Origin of the sequence: Buttiauxella sp. WJP83, assembly GCF_027594725.1 — a bacterium.
Lineage (GTDB): Bacteria > Pseudomonadota > Gammaproteobacteria > Enterobacterales > Enterobacteriaceae > Buttiauxella > Buttiauxella selenatireducens.
Window position 1 is genome coordinate 1,650,713 of sequence record NZ_CP110080.1, and the last position, 19,854, is coordinate 1,670,566.

The following is a 19,854-nucleotide window of genomic DNA, read 5'->3' on the forward strand; positions in this document are numbered from 1 at the left end:
CATGTATCAATCATTGCTGTCGGGTGTTGCATAAGCCAATGGTAAACCATTAACAGCCTTGCAAGAAGTCTCCGTAACGACGGAATAACGTATTCGTCAACGGTATGCGAGTGATCGCATTCATATCTTTTTGCAATTTAATTGCGAAAAAAGTCACAAACTGCAGTAAAAGAGGCGGCTGAATTAATTGTTACCGAGGATATATCGTTGAAGATCCGTCTGTTTGCTGTTTGTACCTTGCTGTCATTTTCTGTTCACTCCGCTTTTGCCGACGACACCTTTGTTAATGCGCCACCTCCACCACAAATTCAGGCGGGCTCATGGGTATTGATGGATTACACAACCGGGCAAATTCTGGCTGCTGAAAATGAGCATGTACGACGCAATCCAGCGAGTCTGACCAAACTGATGACCGGCTACGTGGTCGATCGTGCGATTGATAGCGGCCGGATCTCGGCAAACGATATGGTGACCGTCGGTAAGGATGCCTGGGCAAAAGGCAATCCGGTATTTGATGGCTCGTCGCTGATGTTCCTGAAAGCGGGCGACCGACTGACCGTGCATGACTTGAGCCGCGGGCTGATTATTGACTCCGGAAATGATGCCTGTGTTGCGCTTGCCGATTATGTGGCCGGTGGGCAGCCGCAATTTGTGGCAATGATGAATAAATACGTGCAACAACTCCACCTGCGCGACACCCATTTCGAAACGGTTCATGGCCTGGATGCCCCAGGCCAGCACAGCACCGCTTATGATCTTGCTGTACTTTCCCGAGCGATAATCCACGGTGAACCTGATTTTTATCATATGTACAGCGAGCGCAGCCTCACCTGGAACGGCATCACGCAACAAAACCGTAATGGCTTGTTGTGGGACAAAGGGCTGAATGTGGATGGGCTGAAAACCGGCCACACCGCGAGTGCTGGCTTTAACCTTATCGCCTCGAGCGTCGTCGGCGAGCGCCGTTTGATTGCCGTGGTGATGGGCGCGGAAAGTCCAAAAGGACGCGAAGATCAGGCGCGCAAACTGCTGCACTGGGGCCAGGATAACTTCGATACCGTGCAGGTTCTGCATAAAGGCAAAAAAATTGGTACTGAAGCTATCTGGTATGGCGATAAAAAGCAGATCGAAGTCGGGACCAATCAGGATGTTTATTTGGCCCTTCCAAAGTCTGAAGTCCCGAACATTAAAGCCAAATATATTCTTGATAATCAGGAGATTGAAGCGCCAATTACTGCCAACCAACATGTGGGTGAAATCGAGCTCTTTGATCGCGACAAGCTCATTGCGCACTGGCCATTGGTGACGCTAACTGACGTCAAAAAGGGCAGTACCTGGTCGCGCCTGGGTGACTATATCAGCCACAAATTGTAATTCATCACACGCGTACACAACGGGCCGGCAGGAATGTCGGCCCGTTTTTATTGGCTGTACTATGCTCTACAACGATGCTTTACGACGGCGCTCAACCAACGATGACTAAACGGTCGGAAGTTTTGCGAAAAGCGATCATGCTCGCAAAGTAACCACATCACCCTGACAAAGGATTGTTTCCCTGCACTAGAGTGGTGTATAAACATACAGTATTTTTTAATCAGGTCAGGAGGTCATATGGAATTTAACGTACAACATGTCCACGAGCGTAAAGTTGCCGGTTTTCATATGGTTGGGCCGTGGGAGCAAACGGTTCATCAAGGTTTTGAACAACTTGCCCTGTGGGTAAAAACCCACAAAATCGTTGGTGAAGAGTGGCTGGCGGTTTATTACGACAATCCCGATTTAGTGCCTGCAGAGAAATTGCGTTGCGACACCGTTGTCTCGGTGAGTGAAAACTTTACCGTGCCGGATAACAGCGAAGGCGTCATCGTCACCGGCATCCAGGGGGGGCAGTATGCGGTGGCTCGTGCCCGCGTTGACGACGGCGATTTTGCGAAACCGTGGAATCTCTTTTTTGACAGCGTTCTTGCCAATAATAGCTACCAGATAACCGGTAAACCCTGCTTTGAACACTATCTGAACGACGGCTCAGAAAGTGGCGTGTGGGAAATAGACATGTATATTCCGGTGGCAGATCAAGTCTGATGCTAAAGGGGGCATACGCCCCCTAACTTTGTGATGTCCGCTCAAAAAAAACAGGTACAATCCCGTTTTTATTTCCAGGGGAGCTGAGTGTGCGTCCAGATAAATCACTAAGCCCATTTGAGATCCGCATTTACCGCAACTACCGTACAGTGCATGGTATCCGTATCGCGCTGGCATTTGTTCTCACATTTTTGATTGTTCATCTTCTAAAAGTGCCCGAAGGGACGTGGCCGCTAATCACACTCGTGGTTGTGATGGGGCCGATCTCTTTCTGGGGTAACGTCGTGCCTCGCGCCTTTGAGCGTATTGGGGGAACAATTTGCGGTGCTGCCATGGGGCTTGTGGCGCTGAAACTTGAACTGTTTTCGCTCCCGCTGATGTTGGTCTGGTGTGCCATCGCCATGTTTATCTGTGGTTATCTGGCTTTGGGGAAACGCCCGTACCAGGCGCTGCTGATTGGAATCACTCTTGCCGTCGTGGTCGGGGCTCCAGCGGGGGATATGGAGATTGCCCTTTGGCGTAGCGGCGACGTTATCTTTGGCTCACTGCTGGCCATGCTCTTTACCAGCATTTATCCTCAGCGCGCCTTTATCCACTGGCGTATACAAATGGCGAACTTCGTTACCGCCTTTGGTCGGGTTTACAACGCCGGATTTTCACCTAACTTATTAGAGCGCCCGCGCCTGGAAAAACACTTACAGAAGGTGCTTGGCGATGTGGTGAGAATGCGGGCGCTGATTGGCCCGAGCAGTAAAGAGACGCACATTCAAAAGTCGATTTTAGAGGCGATTCAAACGGTTAGTCGCAATATGGTGTGCACGCTCGAGCTGCAGGTCAACGCTTATTGGGCATCGAGGGAAAGCCATTTTCTGATGATTAATGCGCACACTTTGCGCGAAACGCAACAAATGACGCAGGGCACGCTTGCCGCTATCGCTCGGGCGTTACACGATGGCAACCCGTCGCCAATATCGGCAAACAATGAAAAACTGAGTGAAATCGTCAGTGAACTGCACGAGCTGATGCAAAATGGCCAAAATGGGAAACTTCAGGAAACGCCGATTCATGGCTACGTCTGGTTGAGTCTGGAGCTTGCTCGTCAACTAGAATTGCTTTCGCAGTTGATCTGCCGCGCGTTACGTAAATAATTGCTTAACCTGAGGTGAATTGCTGGTTTCGATTCAGCAGCTTTTGAGGTTAAGATAGCGAAATAGACTAATCGCCTGTACTGTTCGGGTTGTCGCCTTGTATCACGCAGCTTGAAGTCGTACGGAGCATCCCCAAGTATGATGGGGTAAAAGAATTGTCAGCGGCCGCCGCTACCATTAAAGTAATCTGATGGCGGCTGTCTTAACGAATCCGAGTATGAAATTAGCAGGGGTATAAAAATGGAACCAACCAAACCATCTTTCCAGGACGTGCTTGAGTTCGTGCGTCTGTTCCGTCGCAAAAACAAACTGCAGCGTGAAATCCAGGACGTTCAGAAAAAGATCCGTGATAACTCAAAACGTGTTCTGCTGCTTGATAACCTGAGCGACTACATCAAGCCGGGAATGAGCATCGAAGCAATTCAGGGCATCATCGCCAGCATGAAAACTGACTATGAAGACCGTGTTGATGACTACATCATCAAAAACGCAGAGCTCTCTAAAGAACGTCGTGAAATTTCCAAAAAACTTAAAGTCATGGGCGAAATCAAAGCCGACTGATATCCGTTATCGTTCCGCTGCCATGATGCCGTTCGAATGATTTAGGGTATAAATGATTTATTGTAAAAACCGCCGCTTTGGCGGTTTTTTTTATCGCGAGAAAGCGTACTCAGCCGTCAATCCCGTTTTACCCTCTTCAGACAGGGCTAAAAAATCAGTAAAAATTGTTATAGCGCAACATTGGATTTCTTATAGCTTTTACACTGTGTCCACGTTTAAGTATTCATGCACATGATTTTAAAGTGAACCTGTGCTAGTCCGGTAAATATATCCGGCGCAAAGTAGTATCAACAACTGACTCGTTTATGCCACGGGATGTACGCAAAATCATCCGTGGCTGGGAAGGGGGTGAAAATCCCCCGCAGCCCCCGCTGCTGTAATGCCGACGAACCCGCGTAACCACTGATCTTATGATTGGGAAGGGCGGGTAAGAATGACGCTAAGCCAGAAGACCGACCTGTCAGCCTTACCCGTCATAATTCAAGTTGCAGGTGCGTTAGCCGCACTTCGACATATCTGAATATGACACTAAACAACTCCTTCGGTGGGAAGTCAGTTGTCATCAGATGCGTGCAGCCGTAAGGCTTGCGCGTACGAGCTGACATCCGCGCTTTGCCGAAACAGTATTAAGGCAACTATGGCAGCGGTAGCGAAACATGCATTCGTCATTGCAGGCACCAGCAGCGGCTGTGGCAAAACCACCGTTACGCTCGGGTTGCTTCGCGCCCTCATGCAACGCAGCCTTCGCGTTCAACCTTTCAAAATCGGCCCCGATTATCTCGACAGCGGGTGGCATAGCGCCGTGACCGGCATTGCCTCGCGTAATCTCGATGCTTTCATGTTGCCTACGCTCACCTTAAACGGCTTGTTTTCAAAACAGATGCAACAGGCGGATGTTGCCGTCATCGAAGGTGTGATGGGGTTGTACGACGGTTACGGAACCGATCCGAACTATTGCAGCAGCGCGGCAATGGCAAAACAGCTGGGTTGTCCGGTGATTTTGCTGGTGGATGGTAAGGCGGTCTCCACTTCTATTGCCGCGACGGTAATGGGGTTCCAGCGCTTTGACCCGCGGCTTAACATCGCGGGCGTGATCCTCAATCGCGTCAACAGCGAGAGCCATTATCAACTGCTTGCCGAAGCCATTACGCGTTATTGCGGGCTGCCAGTGCTGGGCCGAGTGCCAACAATGGCGGATGTGGCTTTGCCGTCACGCCATCTCGGGTTAGTTCCTGCGCAAGAAAATGCCCAGCATGATGAGCGCTGGCAGAATCTGGCACAACAGCTTGAACAAACCGTGGATATTGACCGCTTACTTGCGCTATCTCATCTGAATTCTCTGCCACAGGGTGAAGCGCCCGCGATCCCTGATCCCGCGCTGGCTGAAGGTCTGACACTTGCGCTCGCCCAAGACGAAGCCTTCAACTTTTACTATCCCGATAACCTCGAAATGCTTGAGCAGGCTGGGGTGAAAATCCAGCGCTTCAGCCCGTTGCACGACACAAAAGTGCCTGACTGCCAGATGATTTGGCTCGGTGGCGGTTATCCCGAAGTCCATGCCACAACACTCGCCGCAAATACCCGCATGCGTGAATCCCTGCAAGACGCCCATCAGCGCCGTATCCCGCTTTACGCCGAATGCGGCGGCTTAATGTATCTCGGGGAATCTCTTACCGATGGCGAGGGGGAAGCTCATGCTATGTGCGGTGTGCTGCCAGGTCACAGCCAAATGGGCAAACGGCTGACCCGTTTTGGCTACTGCGAAGCCACCGCGATTCAAAACACGTTGCTGGCCAAAAAAGGTGAAACCTTGCGCGGCCACGAGTTTCATTACTCCGATTTCAATGGCCCATTACCCGCCGCATTCGATTGCTGCAAATGGCGTGACGGCGTTGCCGTTTCCCGCTGGCAGGGTGGCGTCCAGCATCAGGCAACCTTTGCCAGTTATCTCCATGTGCATTTTGCCCAACGTCCTGGTTTGCTCAACCAGTGGTTATCTTTTGCGAGGAACTCGCTATGACATTGCTTGCCTGGGGGGCGGCCTGGTTACTGGATTACTGGCTCGGCGATCCACCGCATTGGCCGCATCCGGTTCGCTGGATTGGCAACTTGATTAATTTCATGCAGCGCAAGATTCGACAGTTTTGTAAAAGCGATCGTGCGCTGAAAATCGGTGGTGGTGTGCTTTGGTTGGTCGTCGTGGGCATGACCTGGGGCGTGAGTTGGGGGGTATTACACCTCGCCAATCTGGTGCATCCGTGGCTTGGCTGGTTGGTGGAAGTGTGGATGATTTACACCGTGCTTGCCGCCCGTTGCCTGAGCGATGCCGCACTAGAGGTGTACCGCGCCTTGAAAGAGGGAACGCTTGCCGAAAGCCGGGAAAAACTGTCGTGGATAGTGGGACGCGATACTTCGCAACTGGAACGCCCACAAATTACCCGTGCGGTTGTGGAAACCGTGGCGGAAAACAGTGTCGATGGCGTGATTGCACCGCTGTTTTTCCTGATGCTGGGCGGCGCACCGCTGGCGATGGCCTATAAAGCGGTCAATACCCTGGACTCGATGGTGGGGTACAAAACTGAAAAGTACCGCGCGATAGGTTATGTCAGCGCCCGTCTTGATGATCTCGCCAACTATCTTCCTGCTCGCCTGAGTTGGCTGCTGCTGGCCCTCGCCGCTTTGTGCTTACGTGCCAATCCCCGCCAGGCCCTGCGCATCGGCTGGCGTGATCGCTATCAACACAGCAGCCCAAACTGCGCCTGGCCTGAAGCGACGGTCGCAGGTGCGCTTGGGATCAGGCTCGGCGGGCCGAACACCTATTTTGGCGAGCGGGTAGAAAAACCGTGGATGGGGGATGAGCAGCGTGGCGTTGCTATTGACGATATAACCCGCGCCATTCAACTCATGATGTTGGCTTCGCTATTTGCTTTGCTGCTGTTTGCCGCAATGCGCTGGCTGGCGCTTGGCATAGGCTCTTAAGGATTCCCGATGAATTACCTGCAACAACCCCAGCTTATTGAACAACATAGCTTTGAAATCATCAGTGAAATCATCGCGCAACAGCATCCCGAATACCGTTTTCACGATGCGATTCAGGAAGCGATGATTAAGCGCGTTATCCATACCACCGCCGATTTTGAGTGGCTGGATATTCTGTGGTTTTCCCCGGATGTCATCGAACAACTTAGTCACAGTTTGCAGCGTGGCTGCACCTTGTACACCGACACCACCATGGCGTTGTCCGGCATCAATAAAACGCTACTGGCGCAATTTGGTTGTAGCTGCCGTTGTTATATCAGCGACCCGCGCGTGGTGGCGCATGCCAAAGAGCAGAGCATTACCCGTTCAATGGCGGCGGTCGATCTCGCATTGCAGGAAGAGGGCGAGAAGATCTTCGTCTTTGGCAACGCGCCAACTGCGCTGTTTCGGCTGCTGGAAAAAGGTGCGCAGCCCGCTGCTGTTATCGGTGTGCCGGTCGGATTTGTCGGTGCAGAAGAGTCCAAAGAAGCGCTTATAGAAAGCGGTTTACCGGCGATTGCCGCCCGTGGGCGCAAAGGCGGCAGCAACGTCGCGGCGGCCATTGTCAACGCGCTGCTTTATCGCTTGCGGGAGGCTCAGTGAGCGAGCAGCAAGCCGACTGCATCTGGCATAAAGGCAAGGCTTACCGCAAAGGTTACACCACCGGATCCTGCGCCACCGCTGCCGCGAAAGTGGCGGCGCTGATGGTGTTGCGCCAGCATGTTATCGACCAGGTTTCTATTGTCACGCCTTCTGGCGTCACGCTGCATCTCAATGTCGAAATGCCCATGATTGAAGGCCAGCAAGCGTCGGCGGCCATCCGCAAAGACGGCGGTGACGACGTTGACGCAACCCACGGCATGCTGATTTTCGCCCGCGTGCAGCTCAACGACAGCGGGATTATCACATTGCGCGGCGGCGCGGGGATTGGCGTGGTCACGCGCAAAGGCATCGGCTTACCGATCGGTGAGTCTGCCATTAACCGTACGCCACGCCAGACCATTGTTGCCGGGGTGCGTGAAGTCATAGGCGCGGAACGCGGCGCAGAGATTGAAATTTTCGCCCCGGAAGGTGTTGAGCGGGCTAAAAAAACCTATAACCACCGTCTCGGCATTCTGGGGGGCATTTCCATCATCGGCACTACCGGCATTGTGATGCCGATGTCAGAAGAGAGCTGGAAACGCTCGCTGGCGCTGGAACTTGAAATGAAACGCGCCGCAGGCCTCGATAAAGTGATTCTGGTGCCAGGCAATCACGGCGAGCGCTTTGTGCGCGAACAACTTCAGTTGGACAGTGAATGTGTGGTGACGATGAGCAATTTCGTTGGCTACATGATTCAGGAAGCTGTCCGCCTCGAATATCGCCATATTGTGCTGATTGGCCACCCCGGCAAACTGGTGAAAGTGGCCGCCGGAATATTCCACACCCACAGCCACATTGCCGACGGACGCATGGAAACGCTGGTCGCCCATCTGGCCTTAATGGGCGCACCGTTTGCGCTGCTCGAAGCCATAAGCCAGTGCGACACCACTGAAGCGGCACTCGAAATCATCACAGAACAGGGCTGGCAAGGGGTGTTTGAACGCCTGGCGACACGTATCTGTGAACGTGTCGAAGAGATGCTGCGCTTTACCCAGTCACCGCCAAAATGCGACGCCATTTTGTTCTCGTTTGATAACCAGATTTTAGGCAGCAGCCGCCCCGTGGCTGATATTGCGCAGGCGTTGCGATGCTAACCGTGGTGGGCATTGGCCCAGGTGCGACGGAATTCCTGACCTTTCAGGCGCGGGCTGAGATTGATGAAGCGCAGATCCTGGTGGGCGGTGCTCGCCAGCTTGCGCTGTTTAATGATTTTCGTGGTGAAACGCGTTTGCTGACGGGCGATCTTGACGAGCTTATGGCCTGGATTCGGGAACGCCTCAACCAACAAATCGTTGTGCTGGCTTCCGGCGATCCGCTGATCTACGGCATCGGCAAGCGTCTGGCGGCGGACTTCCCTATGGAACATCTGCGCATTATTCCCGGTATCAGCTCGATTCAATATCTGTGCGCCAAAGCGGCGGTCGACATGAACGACATATGGATAACCAGCAGCCATGGCCGCGAGCCAGATTTCCAGGCGATTGCCGCGCACCAAAAGGTGGCGATGGTCACTGACCGAATCATCGGGCCGTATGCCATTGCCCAGGCACTGCTGGCGCGTGGCCTGAACCCTACGCTGATCATTGGCGAAAACCTATCGTCAACGGAAGAACGCATCCATCGTCTGGCAGCCTGTGATGTCGCGCAAAACTATGGGATGAACGTGGTGATTATTCTCAATGAAAGATGATCTGTTTTTACGCGGCGCACGCGTGCCGATGACCAAAGAAGTGGTGCGTACCCAGGCCTTAGACCGTTTGCAGTTGCAGAACGCTCAGCATTTTATCGACATTGGCGCGGGTACCGGCAGCGTGTCGCTCGAAGCAGCCATGCGTTACCCGCAATTACGTGTTACGGCGATTGAACGCAATCCCGACGCGCTGGCGTTAATGGCAGAAAACCGCGAGCGTTTTGCTTGTCCAAATATTGAGATTATCAACGGCTATGCCCCCATTGAGCTCGATGCGATAGCCGATGCGGTCTTTATCGGTGGCAGCGGTGGGCAGTTAACCGAGCTTATCGACTGGTCGCTGGCACATTTGCATCCCGGCGGGCGACTGGTGATGACCTTTATCCTGCTGGAAAATTTAACTTGCGCGCTAACCCACCTCGAGCAGTGCGCCATTCACGATCTTGATTGTCTGCAACTTCAGGTTGCAAGCCTCGCCACGCTTGGCAGCGGCCACTATTTCAAACCGAACAACCCCACATTTTTGATTTCTTGCCTCAAGGAGGGAAGCCATGACTCAAATTTATGATACCCGTAAGGTCTGGTTCGTCGGTGCCGGCCCTGGCGACAAAGAACTGATCACCCTCAAAGGCTATCGCATCTTGCAGCAGGCGGAAGTGGTGATTTATGCCGGTTCGCTCATCAACCCTGAACTGCTGGATTACTGCCCGGAAGGGGCGGAGTGCCACGACAGTGCCGCGCTAAACCTTGAGCAAATAATCGAACTGATGGAAAACGGCGTGAAGGCAGGCAAGCTGGTGGTGCGCTTACAAACCGGCGACCTTTCACTGTACGGCTCGATTCGCGAGCAGGGGGAAGTGCTCACCGAGCGCGGTATTGGCTATGAATCGGTGCCGGGCGTCAGCGCATTTTTGGGGGCCGCCGCGCAGCTTGGCGTGGAATACACCGTACCGGAAGTCTCACAAAGCCTGATCATCACACGCATCGAAGGCCGCACGCCGATGCCGCCACTCGAACAGCTTGAGTCGTTCGCTAAACATCAGACGTCGATGGCGATTTTCCTCTCGGTGCAGCGTATTCACCGCGTGGCTGAGCGCCTGATTGAAGGCGGTTATCCCGCGGATACGCCTGTCGCCGTGGTTTACAAAGCCACCTGGCCGGATTGCCAGACAGTGCGCGGTACGCTTGCCGACATCGCAGAACAGGTGCGTAAAGCGGGTATTCGCAAAACGGCGCTCATCATGGTGGGCGCATTTCTTGGCGAGGAATATCACTATTCCAAACTCTACGATGCAGGATTCAGCCATGAATATCGCAAAGCCTGATTCGATAGCCCTGTTTTGCCTGACGCCCGGAGGCGTGGCATTAGCGCAACGTCTGCGCGACCTGGTACCGCTCACCTGTTTTACCAGCGAAAAGCTGTTGCAACCGGGCTTTATTCCGTTCGGTGGCAGCTTTGCGCAAACCGTACAGCAGGCATTTAGCCAGTATTCTGCGCTGGTATTTATCGCTGCAACGGGAATTGTGGTGCGGGTGATTGCGCCGCTGTTAAACGACAAATTGCACGATCCTGCGGTTGTGGTGATGGATGAACGAGCAGATCACGTTATCAGCCTGCTTTCCGGGCACCTGGGCGGTGCCAATGAATTAACCCGCCACATTGCCCAACTGCTCAACGCCGACCCGGTGATCACCACCGCGACCGACGTTAACCAGCTGGCGGCGCTGGATACGTTAGCGGCGAAACTTGACGCCACCCTGGTTGATTTTCGCCAGACGGTGAAAACCATCAACCAGATGCTGGTAAGCCAGCAGCGCGTGGGGTTGTGGTGGGATCGCGATTTTGCGGTAAATGCCGAACGTTACGACACCCGAGGTTTTATCCCCGTAGACAATCTCGACGCACTACCAGAACTGGACGCACTGGTGTGCGTCACGCTGCGAGATGTCCTGCCGACACAAGCTATTCCGCTTTATAAGCTGGTGCCAAAGCGCGTCGTGGCGGGAATAGGCTGTCGCCGGGACACTCCGCCGCATACCGTGGCGAAGCTATTAAAACAGCAACTGGCCGCGAATCATTTTGACCCGCTGGCCTTGCGCGCCATTGGCAGTGTGTCCCTCAAACAGGACGAACCGGCGTTACTTGAATTGGCACAACATTGCCAAATCCCATTCAATATTTTTAGCGTTGGCCAACTTGCGGAACATGAAAAGCGCTTTCCGGCATCGGAGTTTGTGCGCCAGACCGTGGGCGTGGGCAGCGTGTCGCAACCGGCGGCCTGGCTAATGAGCGACGGCAATCTGGTTGGCAGTACCCTGCGTGAACAGGGCGTCACTATCACTTTAGGAGTTTCAGACAGATGTTAACGGTAATCGGGATTGGCCCCGGCAGTGAAGCCATGATGACTCAGGAAGCGATAGCTGCATTGCAGGAAGCTGAAATTGTGGTGGGTTATAAAACCTACACCCACCTGGTGAAGCCCCTGACGGGTGACAAGCAGGTTATTAAAACAGGCATGTGCAAAGAGATTGAACGCTGCCAGACCGCCATCGAACTGGCGCAGGCTGGGCACAACGTGGCGTTAATCAGCAGTGGCGATGCCGGAATTTACGGCATGGCAGGCCTGGTGCTGGAACTGGTGACATCGCAGCAACTGGATATCGAAGTGCGCCTGGTTGCCGGGATAACCGCCAGCATTGCTGCCGCGTCATTGCTCGGTGCGCCGCTGATGCACGACTTTTGCCATATCAGCCTGAGTGATTTACTGACGCCGTGGCCGGTTATCGAAAAACGCATTATCGCCGCCGCTTCTGCGGACTTTGTTATCTGTTTCTACAACCCGCGCAGCCGTGGCCGCGAAGGGCATCTGGCGCGCGCATTCGAGCTAATGAGCGAATTTACCCAACCACAAACGCCCGTTGGCGTGGTGAAAGCCGCCGGACGCAAAAAAGAGCAAAAATGGCTAACGACTTTTGGCGAGATGGACTTCGAACCTGTTGATATGACCAGCCTGGTCATTGTTGGCAACAAAACGACCTATGTCCGTGATGGCCTGATGATCACCCCGCGAGGTTATGAACTGTGAGTGAGCCGCAGGTGCTGGTGTTTGGTGGAACCAGTGATGCCCGGTTTATTTGCCAGATCCTCGATGAACAGCGCATTAGCTACACGCTTTCGGTGGCGTCGGCGGTCGGCAAAGAGCTGGCGGGTAATATCAGCGGCAAGATCCGCGTCGGGCGTATCGACGCCGTCGAAATTGCCAACCTGTTGATGAGCAGCGCCGTGTGCTGGGTGATTGATGCCTCGCATCCGTATGCAGAGTTGCTTGGGCGCAATATTCATCAGGCCTGCGAAACCGTGGGGGTGCCCCTAAGCCGTTATCAACGCCGCAGCGAACTCAACGACCTGGAACACCCGCAGTTGCACAAAGTGGCGAACCTACAAGCGGCGTGTTCCGTGGCTTTGCAATATGGCCCGCGCGTACTGCTGACCACCGGCAGCAAAGAGCTGGCGGCGTATCAGCAAGGTTTGCCTGGAAAAATGCTACTGGCGCGGGTACTGCCAACTAGCGAAGTCATCGCTGAATGCGAAGCGCTGGGTCTTGGCGTGGATAACATTATTGCGCTGCGCGGCCCGTTTAGCGCCGAGTTTAACGACGCTATCTATGCCTTTTGCTCGCCGGATGTGGTGATCACCAAAGAGTCCGGCGCAGAAGGAGGGTATCTCGATAAAGTCACTCCGGCGTTGGCGCGGAACATCCCCTGTATCGTTGTGACGCGCCCGCAGCCTCGGGTCAGTGGCGCTGAATTATTAGCAAGCCGTGAAGATGTGAGCCGCCGTGTTGCACGCTGGCTGCAAGAGAGGAAAGCATGAAAAAAGCATTATTGGTTATCAGTTTCGGCACCAGCTACCACGACACCTGCGGGAGAAATATTGTCGCTTGTGAAGAACAACTCGCCAGCACTTTCCCCGATCGCGATCTGTTCCGCGCGTTCACCTCCGGCATGATTATTCGCAAGTTAAAAAGCCGCGATAATCTGGACATCGATTCCCCCGCGCAGGCGTTATGTCGGCTGGCAGAACTCGGTTATCAGGACGTTGCCGTGCAATCCCTGCATGTGATTAACGGCGACGAGTACGAAAAAATCGCACGTGAAGTGCAGGCGTACAGCCATCGGTTCCAGCGCCTGGCATTAGGTAACGCATTATTGAGTGATTTCAACGACTACGAATGGTTACTTAGCGCGTTGCAAAGCCAGATGCCGCCGCTTGAAGCCGATGAACGCGTGGTGTTTATGGGCCACGGTGCCAGCCATCACGCGTTTTCAGCCTATGCCTGTCTCGATCATTTAATGGTGGCGCGCGGTATTCCTGCTCGGGTTGGGGCAGTAGAAAGCTATCCAGAAATCGACCTTATCGTGCGCGGTTTGCAGCAAGACAATGTCCGTAAAGTCCACCTGATGCCATTAATGCTGGTGGCTGGCGACCATGCGATTAACGACATGGCGTCCGATGAAGAAGACTCCTGGAAAACCCAGTTGCAGGACGCGGGCATCGAAGCCCAGCCCTGGTTACAGGGATTGGGAGAAAACCCGCAAATTCGCGCGATGTTCGTGAACCATTTGCAGCGTGCGCTGGAAAAATCAGCAAACGAGGTGGCAGCATGAATGGCCGTTTATATGCCCTCGGCACCGGCCCGGGTGCCAGTGACCTGATCACCGTACGCGCGGCGCGCATCATTGGCAAACTGGATGTTTTGTACGCCCCGGCTGGCCGCAAAGGCGGTGACAGCCTGGCCCTTTCGATTGTGCGCGAATACCTCAGCGACACCACCGAAGTGCGCACCTGCCATTTCCCGATGAGCGCCGATAACGACGAAAAAGCGCTGGTGTGGGATGAAACCGCTGCTGCCTTACAGCATGAAGTTGAACAGGGAAAACAGGTCGGGTTTATCACGCTGGGGGACTCGATGTTATTCAGCACCTGGGTATTTTTGCTGGCGCGTATCGGTAACCCGGAATGGCTGGAAATTGTCCCTGGCGTCACCTCTTTTGCCGCCATTGCCTCGCGTGCGCAATTGCCACTGGCGATGGAGCAACAATCGCTGGCGGTGATGTCTTGCACCGCTTCGCATCAGGCGCTCACCGAAGCGTTACGTTCTCACGATTGCGTGGTGCTAATGAAAGTCTACGGGCGGTTTGCGCAAATCAAAGCGTTGCTGCAACACCTCGGGCTTATCGACCATGCGTTGTTAATGGCCGAGGCGACGCTCCCCGGAGAGCAATGTTTCCGAAATCTGGAAGAGGTGCCGGATGACCAAACGCTGCCGTATTTCTCGACCATTCTGGTGAATAAACAGTGGAGTCCTCGCCGTTAAGCAAGGGAAAACCATGGAAAAATTACTGAAAAAACTCTCGCTAAGCGGCCTTGGCATGGGGATGTTGCTGCTCATCGTGCCGCAAGAAGCGTTCGCCATGCACATCATGGAAGGATTCTTACCACCAATGTGGGCGCTGGCGTGGTGGATTTTGTTCCTGCCGTGCCTGTACGTCGGTTTAGTGCGTCTGCGCCAAATCGTTGCGCACGATAGCAACCAGAAAGTGCTGCTGGCGTTATGCGGCGCCTTTATTTTTGTCCTCTCGGCGCTAAAAATCCCCTCGGTCACCGGTAGCTGTTCGCACCCGACGGGTGTAGGTCTGGCAGTTATTTTGTTTGGCCCAGGTGTAGTGGCAGTTTTGGGGGCCATCGTGCTGCTGTTCCAGGCATTATTACTGGCACACGGCGGCCTGACAACGCTAGGTGCCAATGGCATGTCGATGGCGGTGATTGGGCCGGTGGTAGGGTATCTGGTCTGGAAACTGGCCTGTAAAGCGGGCTTTCGCCGCGACGTCAGCGTCTTCTTGTGCGCAATGGTCGCTGACCTGATGACCTATTTCGTCACTTCAATTCAGCTCGGCGTAGCGTTTCCCGACCCGCACTTTGGTATCACCGGTTCGTCGTTGAAATTCATGAGCATCTTCTGCCTGACGCAAATCCCGATTGCGATTGCTGAAGGCCTGCTGACGGTAATGATTTACGACCAACTCACGAAGCGACAACTGCTTCCAGCTCGGAGCCAATAACATGAAAAAAACACTGATTTTGCTCGCCCTGGTGGTGGGATTAATGATTGTGCCGTTTTTTATTCCTCACGGCGGCGAATACGGCGGCTCAGATGACCAGGCGGAAAGCCAAATTTTGGTCGTCGCCCCACACTACAAACCGTGGTTCCAGCCGCTTTATGAACCGGCTAGCAGCGAAATTGAAAGTCTATTGTTCACCTTGCAAGGTTCAATCGGTACGGCGGTGATTTTCTACATTTTGGGCTTCTATCGGGGCAGACGCGAAGACCATGCTGGGGATTGATAAACTCAGCTATCAAAGCTGCTGGCGCGATGTTTGCCCGGTGCGCAAATTCGCACTGTATCTGGCGATGTTGGTGCTGGCGTTTGCGCTGCCGCCCGTCGGGCAGGCCGCTTTATTGCTGGTGATTGCGGTTTTTACCTGCTGGCTGCTGCGCGTCGGCCCACGGCGGTATTTACGCTGGCTGGCGGTGCCGCTGGGTTTTTTAGTGATGGGCGTGGGGACGATTATCCTGAGCGTTGCACATCACCCACAATCTTTGTTGTGGAGCGTATCGATCGGCTCATTTTATCTGGGCATTGATGCGCAAGGGCTGGTGATGGCGAATCAGACTTTCTGGCGCAGCCTTGCCGCACTGGCCGCAACTTACTGGCTGGTGCTGAACCTGCCGTTTGGGCAATTAATCATCCTCTTACAGCGCTTAAGAGTGCCACGATTGTTAATCGAGCAAATCCTGCTCACCTGGCGTTTTATTTTTATCCTGTTGGACGAAGCGCAGGCCATTCACCGTGCTCAGACATTACGTTTCGGTTATCGTACCTTGCCCGGCGGCTACCGCTCGTTTGCTATGTTGGTGAGCATGCTGTTTTCCCGCGTGCTGCTGCGTTACCAACAAATGGTCACCACGCTGGATATCAAACTTTACCAGGGGGATTTCCACCTGTGAGAACCGCACCGATGCTGACTACACAGAATGTCTCTTTTTGCTACCAGGACGATGTTGTTCTGCATGGCTTAACCTTCGATTTTGGCGCATATCCGGTGACGGGTATCGTTGGCAAAAATGGCTGTGGAAAATCCACGTTGTTCATGAATCTCAACGGTGTTTTACGCCCGCAAAAAGGCGCTGTGTTATGGCAGGGTAAACCCATAAACACCAGCAAAAGTGGGTTGATTGAGCACCGCCAGCGCGTCACTACCGTATTTCAGGACCCCGAGCAGCAAATCTTTTATACCGATATTGATAGCGATATTGCGTTTAGCTTGCGTAACCTTGGCGTCAACGAAGCCGAGATTGCCCGCCGTGTGGAGCAGGCGATTCAACTGGTGGATGCGCAGGCTTTTCGCCATCAGCCGATTCAGTATTTAAGCCACGGGCAAAAGAAGCGCGTGGCGATTGCCGGTGCGCTGGTGATGGAAGCCGACTACTTGTTGCTGGATGAACCGACGGCAGGGCTTGACCCATCCGGTCGACAGCAAATGATTGAAATTATTGCGCGCATTGCTTCACAGGGTAAGCATGTGGTTATCTCAAGCCATGATATTGATTTGATTTACGAAGTTTGCGACGGTGTGTACGTCCTGAAAGACGGGAAAATTATGGCCGCGGGTGCGCCTGGTGATGTTTTCAGTCAGGCCGACATGCTGCGCGATGCCGGGTTGGTGCAGCCTTGGTTAGTGAAGTTGCACAGTGAGCTCGGGTTCCCGCTGTGTAAAACCGAAACTCAATTGTTCAACGCCTTACGCGTTTCAAAGGAAGCTTTATGAGCCTTGCGATAATGATTCAGGGCACCGCCTCAGATGTCGGGAAAAGCATGCTGGTGGCCGGATTGTGTCGGATTTTTGCCCAGGATGGCCTGCGCACCGCACCGTTTAAATCCCAGAATATGGCGCTTAATTCTGGCATTACGCCCGATGGCAAAGAGATGGGCAGGGCGCAGATTTTCCAGGCTGAAGCGGCGGGTATTGCCCCTGATGTGCGCATGAATCCGGTGTTGCTCAAACCGACCAGTGACTGCAAAGCGCAGGTGGTGTTGATGGGCAAAGTCGCGACAAATATGGATGCGGTCACTTATCACAACTACAAACCGCAGCTGAAAACGCAAATCCGTGAGGTTTACCAAAGCCTTGCGTCAGAGCACGACGTGATGGTACTGGAAGGGGCTGGAAGCCCGGCGGAGATCAATCTGCGCGACCGCGATATCGTCAATATGGGCATGGCGGAGCTGGCGGAATGCCCGGTGGTTCTGGTGGCAGACATCGATCGCGGCGGTGTTTTCGCAGCGATCTACGGCACCATTGCGTTGCTGCTTGAGCATGAAAAATGGCGCATAAAAGGGGTCATCATCAATAAGTTTCGCGGTGATGTGGCGCTGCTTTATTCCGGCATCGAGCAAATTGAAGCGTTAACCAGTGTGCCGGTTTTAGGCGTCATGCCGTGGCTGAATGTCGATCTCGAAGATGAAGACAGCGTGGTACTGGATCGTGGGAAATATGATTCGGTTAGCGCAAAAGATCTGGATATTGCGGTGCTGCAACTGCCGTACATGTCGAACTTCACCGATTTTAATGCGCTGGCGGCGCAACCGGACGTGCGCCTGCGTTATGTCGTCAAACCTGATGAGCTGGCAAACAGTGACCTGGTGATTGTGCCGGGGAGTAAAAATACGCTCGGCGATTTGCGCTGGGTGCGAGAAAACGGTCTTGAGCAGGCGTTACTTGCGCACCATCGGCGCGGCGGCGCAGTGCTCGGGATTTGCGGCGGCTATCAGATGCTCGGGCAGCATATTTACGATGAAGTAGAGTCGGGGCTTGGCGAAATGCCGGGCATGGGGCTGCTTGATGTCATCACCCGTTTTGCCAATGAAAAAACCACCACCCGCGTGTCCGGACACGTTCAAACGTCGCTGCCGGGTGTATTTGCCGCAAGCGCAGGCCGTGCGCTTGCGGGTTATGAAATCCACATGGGGGAGACTCAGCGCGGAGCAAAAACTTCTCCATTTGCGACGTTTACTGAGTGTAATACTCAGCCTTATCATAACCTTGATGGCGCGGTCAGCGAGGATGGACGCGTGCTGGGGACGTATCTTCATGGCGTGTTTGATAGCGGTGAATTTACCCGCAGCCTGCTGGACAGTTTACGCCTGCGCAAAGGGTTGAACCCGTGGGAAGGCGAGCGCTTCGACTATCAACAACATAAAGAGCAGCAGTTTAATATTCTGGCTGACGCGTTGCGCGAACACATCGATATTGCACGGATTTACCAGATTATGCGGGAGCATCAGGAGCAATCGGTATGAAGTTAGTCACGGGTGGTGCCCGTAGCGGGAAAAGCCGCCATGCAGAACAACTGGCGGCAAATTTCGAGCGCGTACTGTATATCGCCACCTCGAAAATTTTCGACAGTGAAATGGCGCAGCGTATTCAGCATCACCGCGACAGCCGTCCTGCACACTGGCGTACCGTCGAACAGTATCGCAATTTAAATACCGTGATTACGCCAGATAACGAGGCGCATGAAGCCGTGCTGCTGGAGTGTATTACCACATTGATTACCAACGTGATGTACGATGCTGCCGGGGAAAAGCCAGAAGACGACTGGGATTTTGCCGTGATGGAACAGGTGGTGAATCAACAGATCGATATTTTGCTGGACGCCTGTGCGGCAAGTCCGGCGGAAGTGATTTTAGTGACGAACGAAGTGGGAATGGGCATTGTGCCGGAAAACCGCCTGGCGCGGCATTTCCGTGATATTGCCGGGCGCATCAATCAGCGTCTGGCGCAAAATGCAGATGAAGTCTGGCTGGTGGTCTCAGGGATAGGAGTAAAAATTAAATGATTTTCCGTTTGTTCTTCGCCACGTTGCAGTTTATGAGCCGTATTCCGGTGCCGGTTCGTTGGGCTGAAGGGATCGAAACCCATCAATATGTGCGCGGTATTGTCACCTTCCCGTTTGTCGGCCTGGTGCTGGGCGCATTAGCGGGCGTGGTGTTTACGCTGTTGCAGCCGTGGGCAGGATTACCGCTGGCTGCACTCGGTTACGTGCTCGCCCTCGCGCTGCTGACCGGTGGTTTCCATCTTGATGGTCTGGCGGATACCTGCGACGGTATTTTCTCGGCTCGCACTCGCGACCGGATGCTGGAAATCATGCGCGACAGCCGTCTCGGGACGCACGGCGGCCTGGCGCTTATCTTTGTGATTGTGATGAAAGTGCTGGTGGTCAGCGAGCTGGCACTGCGCGGGGGTAGCATGCTGGCGGTATTAGCCGCTGCATCCGTAGCCGGGCGCACCGCCAGTGTACTGCTGATGTATCACCATCAATACGCCCGTGAGAAAGGGCTGGGAAATCTGTTTATCGGCAAAGTGACGGGTACACAAACCTTCCTGACGCTGCTCGGCGGGGCGGTGTTATGTACTATTTTGCTGCCAACCACTGGCCTTATCGCGTTGGTGTTAACCCTGCTGGCTGTTTTTGGCCTGGGCTGGATGTTGCGCCGCACCCTCGGCGGGCAAACGGGTGACACGCTCGGTGCCGCTATCGAACTGGGTGAAGTGGTTTTCCTGCTGGCATTACTGCGCTGATTTTTTAA

General features: G+C 53.9%; 23 protein-coding genes and 1 riboswitch. All 23 genes read left to right on the top strand.

Going from position 1 to position 19,854, the window contains the following annotated elements:
• Window positions 1–207: 207 nt before the first annotated feature.
• The 23 genes from dacD (at window position 208) to cobS (ending at window position 19,846) form a co-directional block, all read left to right on the top strand.
• Window positions 208–1,374 carry a serine-type D-Ala-D-Ala carboxypeptidase DacD gene (dacD, locus tag OH773_RS07630; protein WP_270144503.1) on the top strand — a complete coding sequence of 389 codons (1,167 nt, stop codon included), beginning with the start codon at window positions 208–210 and terminating at the stop codon, window positions 1,372–1,374.
• Window positions 1,375–1,611: 237 nt separating this feature from the next.
• Window positions 1,612–2,082, top strand: coding sequence for a DNA gyrase inhibitor SbmC (sbmC, locus tag OH773_RS07635; protein WP_270144505.1), 471 nt, complete (start codon window positions 1,612–1,614; stop codon window positions 2,080–2,082).
• Between the two features lie 89 nt (window positions 2,083–2,171).
• Entirely contained in the window at window positions 2,172–3,230 is a 1,059-nt protein-coding gene (locus OH773_RS07640; RefSeq protein ID WP_183269805.1) for an FUSC family protein, read from the top strand.
• Window positions 3,231–3,470: 240 nt separating this feature from the next.
• Window positions 3,471–3,791 carry a DUF496 family protein gene (locus tag OH773_RS07645; RefSeq protein ID WP_034496514.1) on the top strand — a complete coding sequence of 107 codons (321 nt, stop codon included), beginning with the start codon at window positions 3,471–3,473 and terminating at the stop codon, window positions 3,789–3,791.
• A 282-nt stretch (window positions 3,792–4,073) separates the two neighbouring features.
• Window positions 4,074–4,266: riboswitch (cobalamin riboswitch) on the top strand.
• Between the two features lie 162 nt (window positions 4,267–4,428).
• Window positions 4,429–5,811, top strand: a complete 1,383-nt coding sequence (locus OH773_RS07650; protein WP_270144509.1) for a cobyrinate a,c-diamide synthase — start codon at window positions 4,429–4,431, stop codon at window positions 5,809–5,811.
• Entirely contained in the window at window positions 5,808–6,770 is a 963-nt protein-coding gene (gene cbiB / locus OH773_RS07655) for an adenosylcobinamide-phosphate synthase CbiB (protein ID WP_270144511.1), read from the top strand. Before OH773_RS07650 ends, cbiB begins: the two co-directional genes overlap by 4 nt.
• A 9-nt stretch (window positions 6,771–6,779) precedes the next feature.
• Window positions 6,780–7,412 carry a cobalt-precorrin-8 methylmutase gene (locus tag OH773_RS07660; RefSeq protein WP_270144513.1) on the top strand — a complete coding sequence of 211 codons (633 nt, stop codon included), beginning with the start codon at window positions 6,780–6,782 and terminating at the stop codon, window positions 7,410–7,412.
• Window positions 7,409–8,545, top strand: coding sequence for a cobalt-precorrin-5B (C(1))-methyltransferase CbiD (gene cbiD, locus OH773_RS07665; protein ID WP_270144515.1), 1,137 nt, complete (start codon window positions 7,409–7,411; stop codon window positions 8,543–8,545). Before OH773_RS07660 ends, cbiD begins: the two co-directional genes overlap by 4 nt.
• A complete protein-coding gene (locus OH773_RS07670) occupies window positions 8,539–9,141 on the top strand; it encodes a cobalt-precorrin-7 (C(5))-methyltransferase (protein ID WP_270144517.1) in 603 nt (200 codons plus the stop codon). The genes cbiD and OH773_RS07670 overlap by 7 nt, the downstream gene beginning before the upstream one ends.
• On the top strand, window positions 9,131–9,709 hold the full coding sequence (locus OH773_RS07675) for a decarboxylating cobalt-precorrin-6B (C(15))-methyltransferase (protein ID WP_270144519.1): 579 nt from the start codon (window positions 9,131–9,133) through the stop codon (window positions 9,707–9,709). Before OH773_RS07670 ends, OH773_RS07675 begins: the two co-directional genes overlap by 11 nt.
• Window positions 9,693–10,466 carry a cobalt-precorrin-4 methyltransferase gene (locus OH773_RS07680; protein ID WP_270144521.1) on the top strand — a complete coding sequence of 258 codons (774 nt, stop codon included), beginning with the start codon at window positions 9,693–9,695 and terminating at the stop codon, window positions 10,464–10,466. The genes OH773_RS07675 and OH773_RS07680 overlap by 17 nt, the downstream gene beginning before the upstream one ends.
• Window positions 10,447–11,508: a cobalt-precorrin 5A hydrolase gene (gene cbiG, locus OH773_RS07685; protein ID WP_270144523.1), complete on the top strand. Its 1,062-nt coding sequence runs from the start codon at window positions 10,447–10,449 to the stop codon at window positions 11,506–11,508. Before OH773_RS07680 ends, cbiG begins: the two co-directional genes overlap by 20 nt.
• Window positions 11,502–12,227, top strand: a complete 726-nt coding sequence (locus tag OH773_RS07690) for a precorrin-3B C(17)-methyltransferase (protein WP_270144525.1) — start codon at window positions 11,502–11,504, stop codon at window positions 12,225–12,227. Before cbiG ends, OH773_RS07690 begins: the two co-directional genes overlap by 7 nt.
• Window positions 12,224–13,015: a cobalt-precorrin-6A reductase gene (locus OH773_RS07695; protein WP_270144527.1), complete on the top strand. Its 792-nt coding sequence runs from the start codon at window positions 12,224–12,226 to the stop codon at window positions 13,013–13,015. Before OH773_RS07690 ends, OH773_RS07695 begins: the two co-directional genes overlap by 4 nt.
• On the top strand, window positions 13,012–13,809 hold the full coding sequence (gene cbiK, locus OH773_RS07700) for a sirohydrochlorin cobaltochelatase (protein WP_270144529.1): 798 nt from the start codon (window positions 13,012–13,014) through the stop codon (window positions 13,807–13,809). Before OH773_RS07695 ends, cbiK begins: the two co-directional genes overlap by 4 nt.
• Window positions 13,806–14,519, top strand: a complete 714-nt coding sequence (locus OH773_RS07705) for a cobalt-factor II C(20)-methyltransferase (RefSeq protein ID WP_270144531.1) — start codon at window positions 13,806–13,808, stop codon at window positions 14,517–14,519. Before cbiK ends, OH773_RS07705 begins: the two co-directional genes overlap by 4 nt.
• A gap of 13 nt (window positions 14,520–14,532) precedes the next feature.
• Entirely contained in the window at window positions 14,533–15,264 is a 732-nt protein-coding gene (cbiM, locus tag OH773_RS07710) for a cobalt ECF transporter S component CbiM (RefSeq protein ID WP_183269792.1), read from the top strand.
• A gap of 1 nt (window position 15,265) precedes the next feature.
• Complete coding sequence (locus OH773_RS07715) at window positions 15,266–15,547, top strand: energy-coupling factor ABC transporter substrate-binding protein (RefSeq protein WP_270144534.1); 282 nt, start codon at window positions 15,266–15,268, stop codon at window positions 15,545–15,547.
• Window positions 15,534–16,211 carry an energy-coupling factor ABC transporter transmembrane protein gene (locus tag OH773_RS07720; protein ID WP_270144535.1) on the top strand — a complete coding sequence of 226 codons (678 nt, stop codon included), beginning with the start codon at window positions 15,534–15,536 and terminating at the stop codon, window positions 16,209–16,211. The genes OH773_RS07715 and OH773_RS07720 overlap by 14 nt, the downstream gene beginning before the upstream one ends.
• 11 nt (window positions 16,212–16,222) lie before the next feature.
• Entirely contained in the window at window positions 16,223–17,032 is an 810-nt protein-coding gene (locus OH773_RS07725; protein WP_270144537.1) for an ATP-binding cassette domain-containing protein, read from the top strand.
• Window positions 17,029–18,564, top strand: coding sequence for a cobyric acid synthase (locus OH773_RS07730; protein WP_270144539.1), 1,536 nt, complete (start codon window positions 17,029–17,031; stop codon window positions 18,562–18,564). The genes OH773_RS07725 and OH773_RS07730 overlap by 4 nt, the downstream gene beginning before the upstream one ends.
• Window positions 18,561–19,103 carry a bifunctional adenosylcobinamide kinase/adenosylcobinamide-phosphate guanylyltransferase gene (cobU, locus tag OH773_RS07735; protein ID WP_270144541.1) on the top strand — a complete coding sequence of 181 codons (543 nt, stop codon included), beginning with the start codon at window positions 18,561–18,563 and terminating at the stop codon, window positions 19,101–19,103. The genes OH773_RS07730 and cobU overlap by 4 nt, the downstream gene beginning before the upstream one ends.
• Window positions 19,103–19,846, top strand: coding sequence for an adenosylcobinamide-GDP ribazoletransferase (gene cobS / locus OH773_RS07740; RefSeq protein ID WP_183270284.1), 744 nt, complete (start codon window positions 19,103–19,105; stop codon window positions 19,844–19,846). Before cobU ends, cobS begins: the two co-directional genes overlap by 1 nt.
• Window positions 19,847–19,854 lie beyond the last annotated feature (8 nt).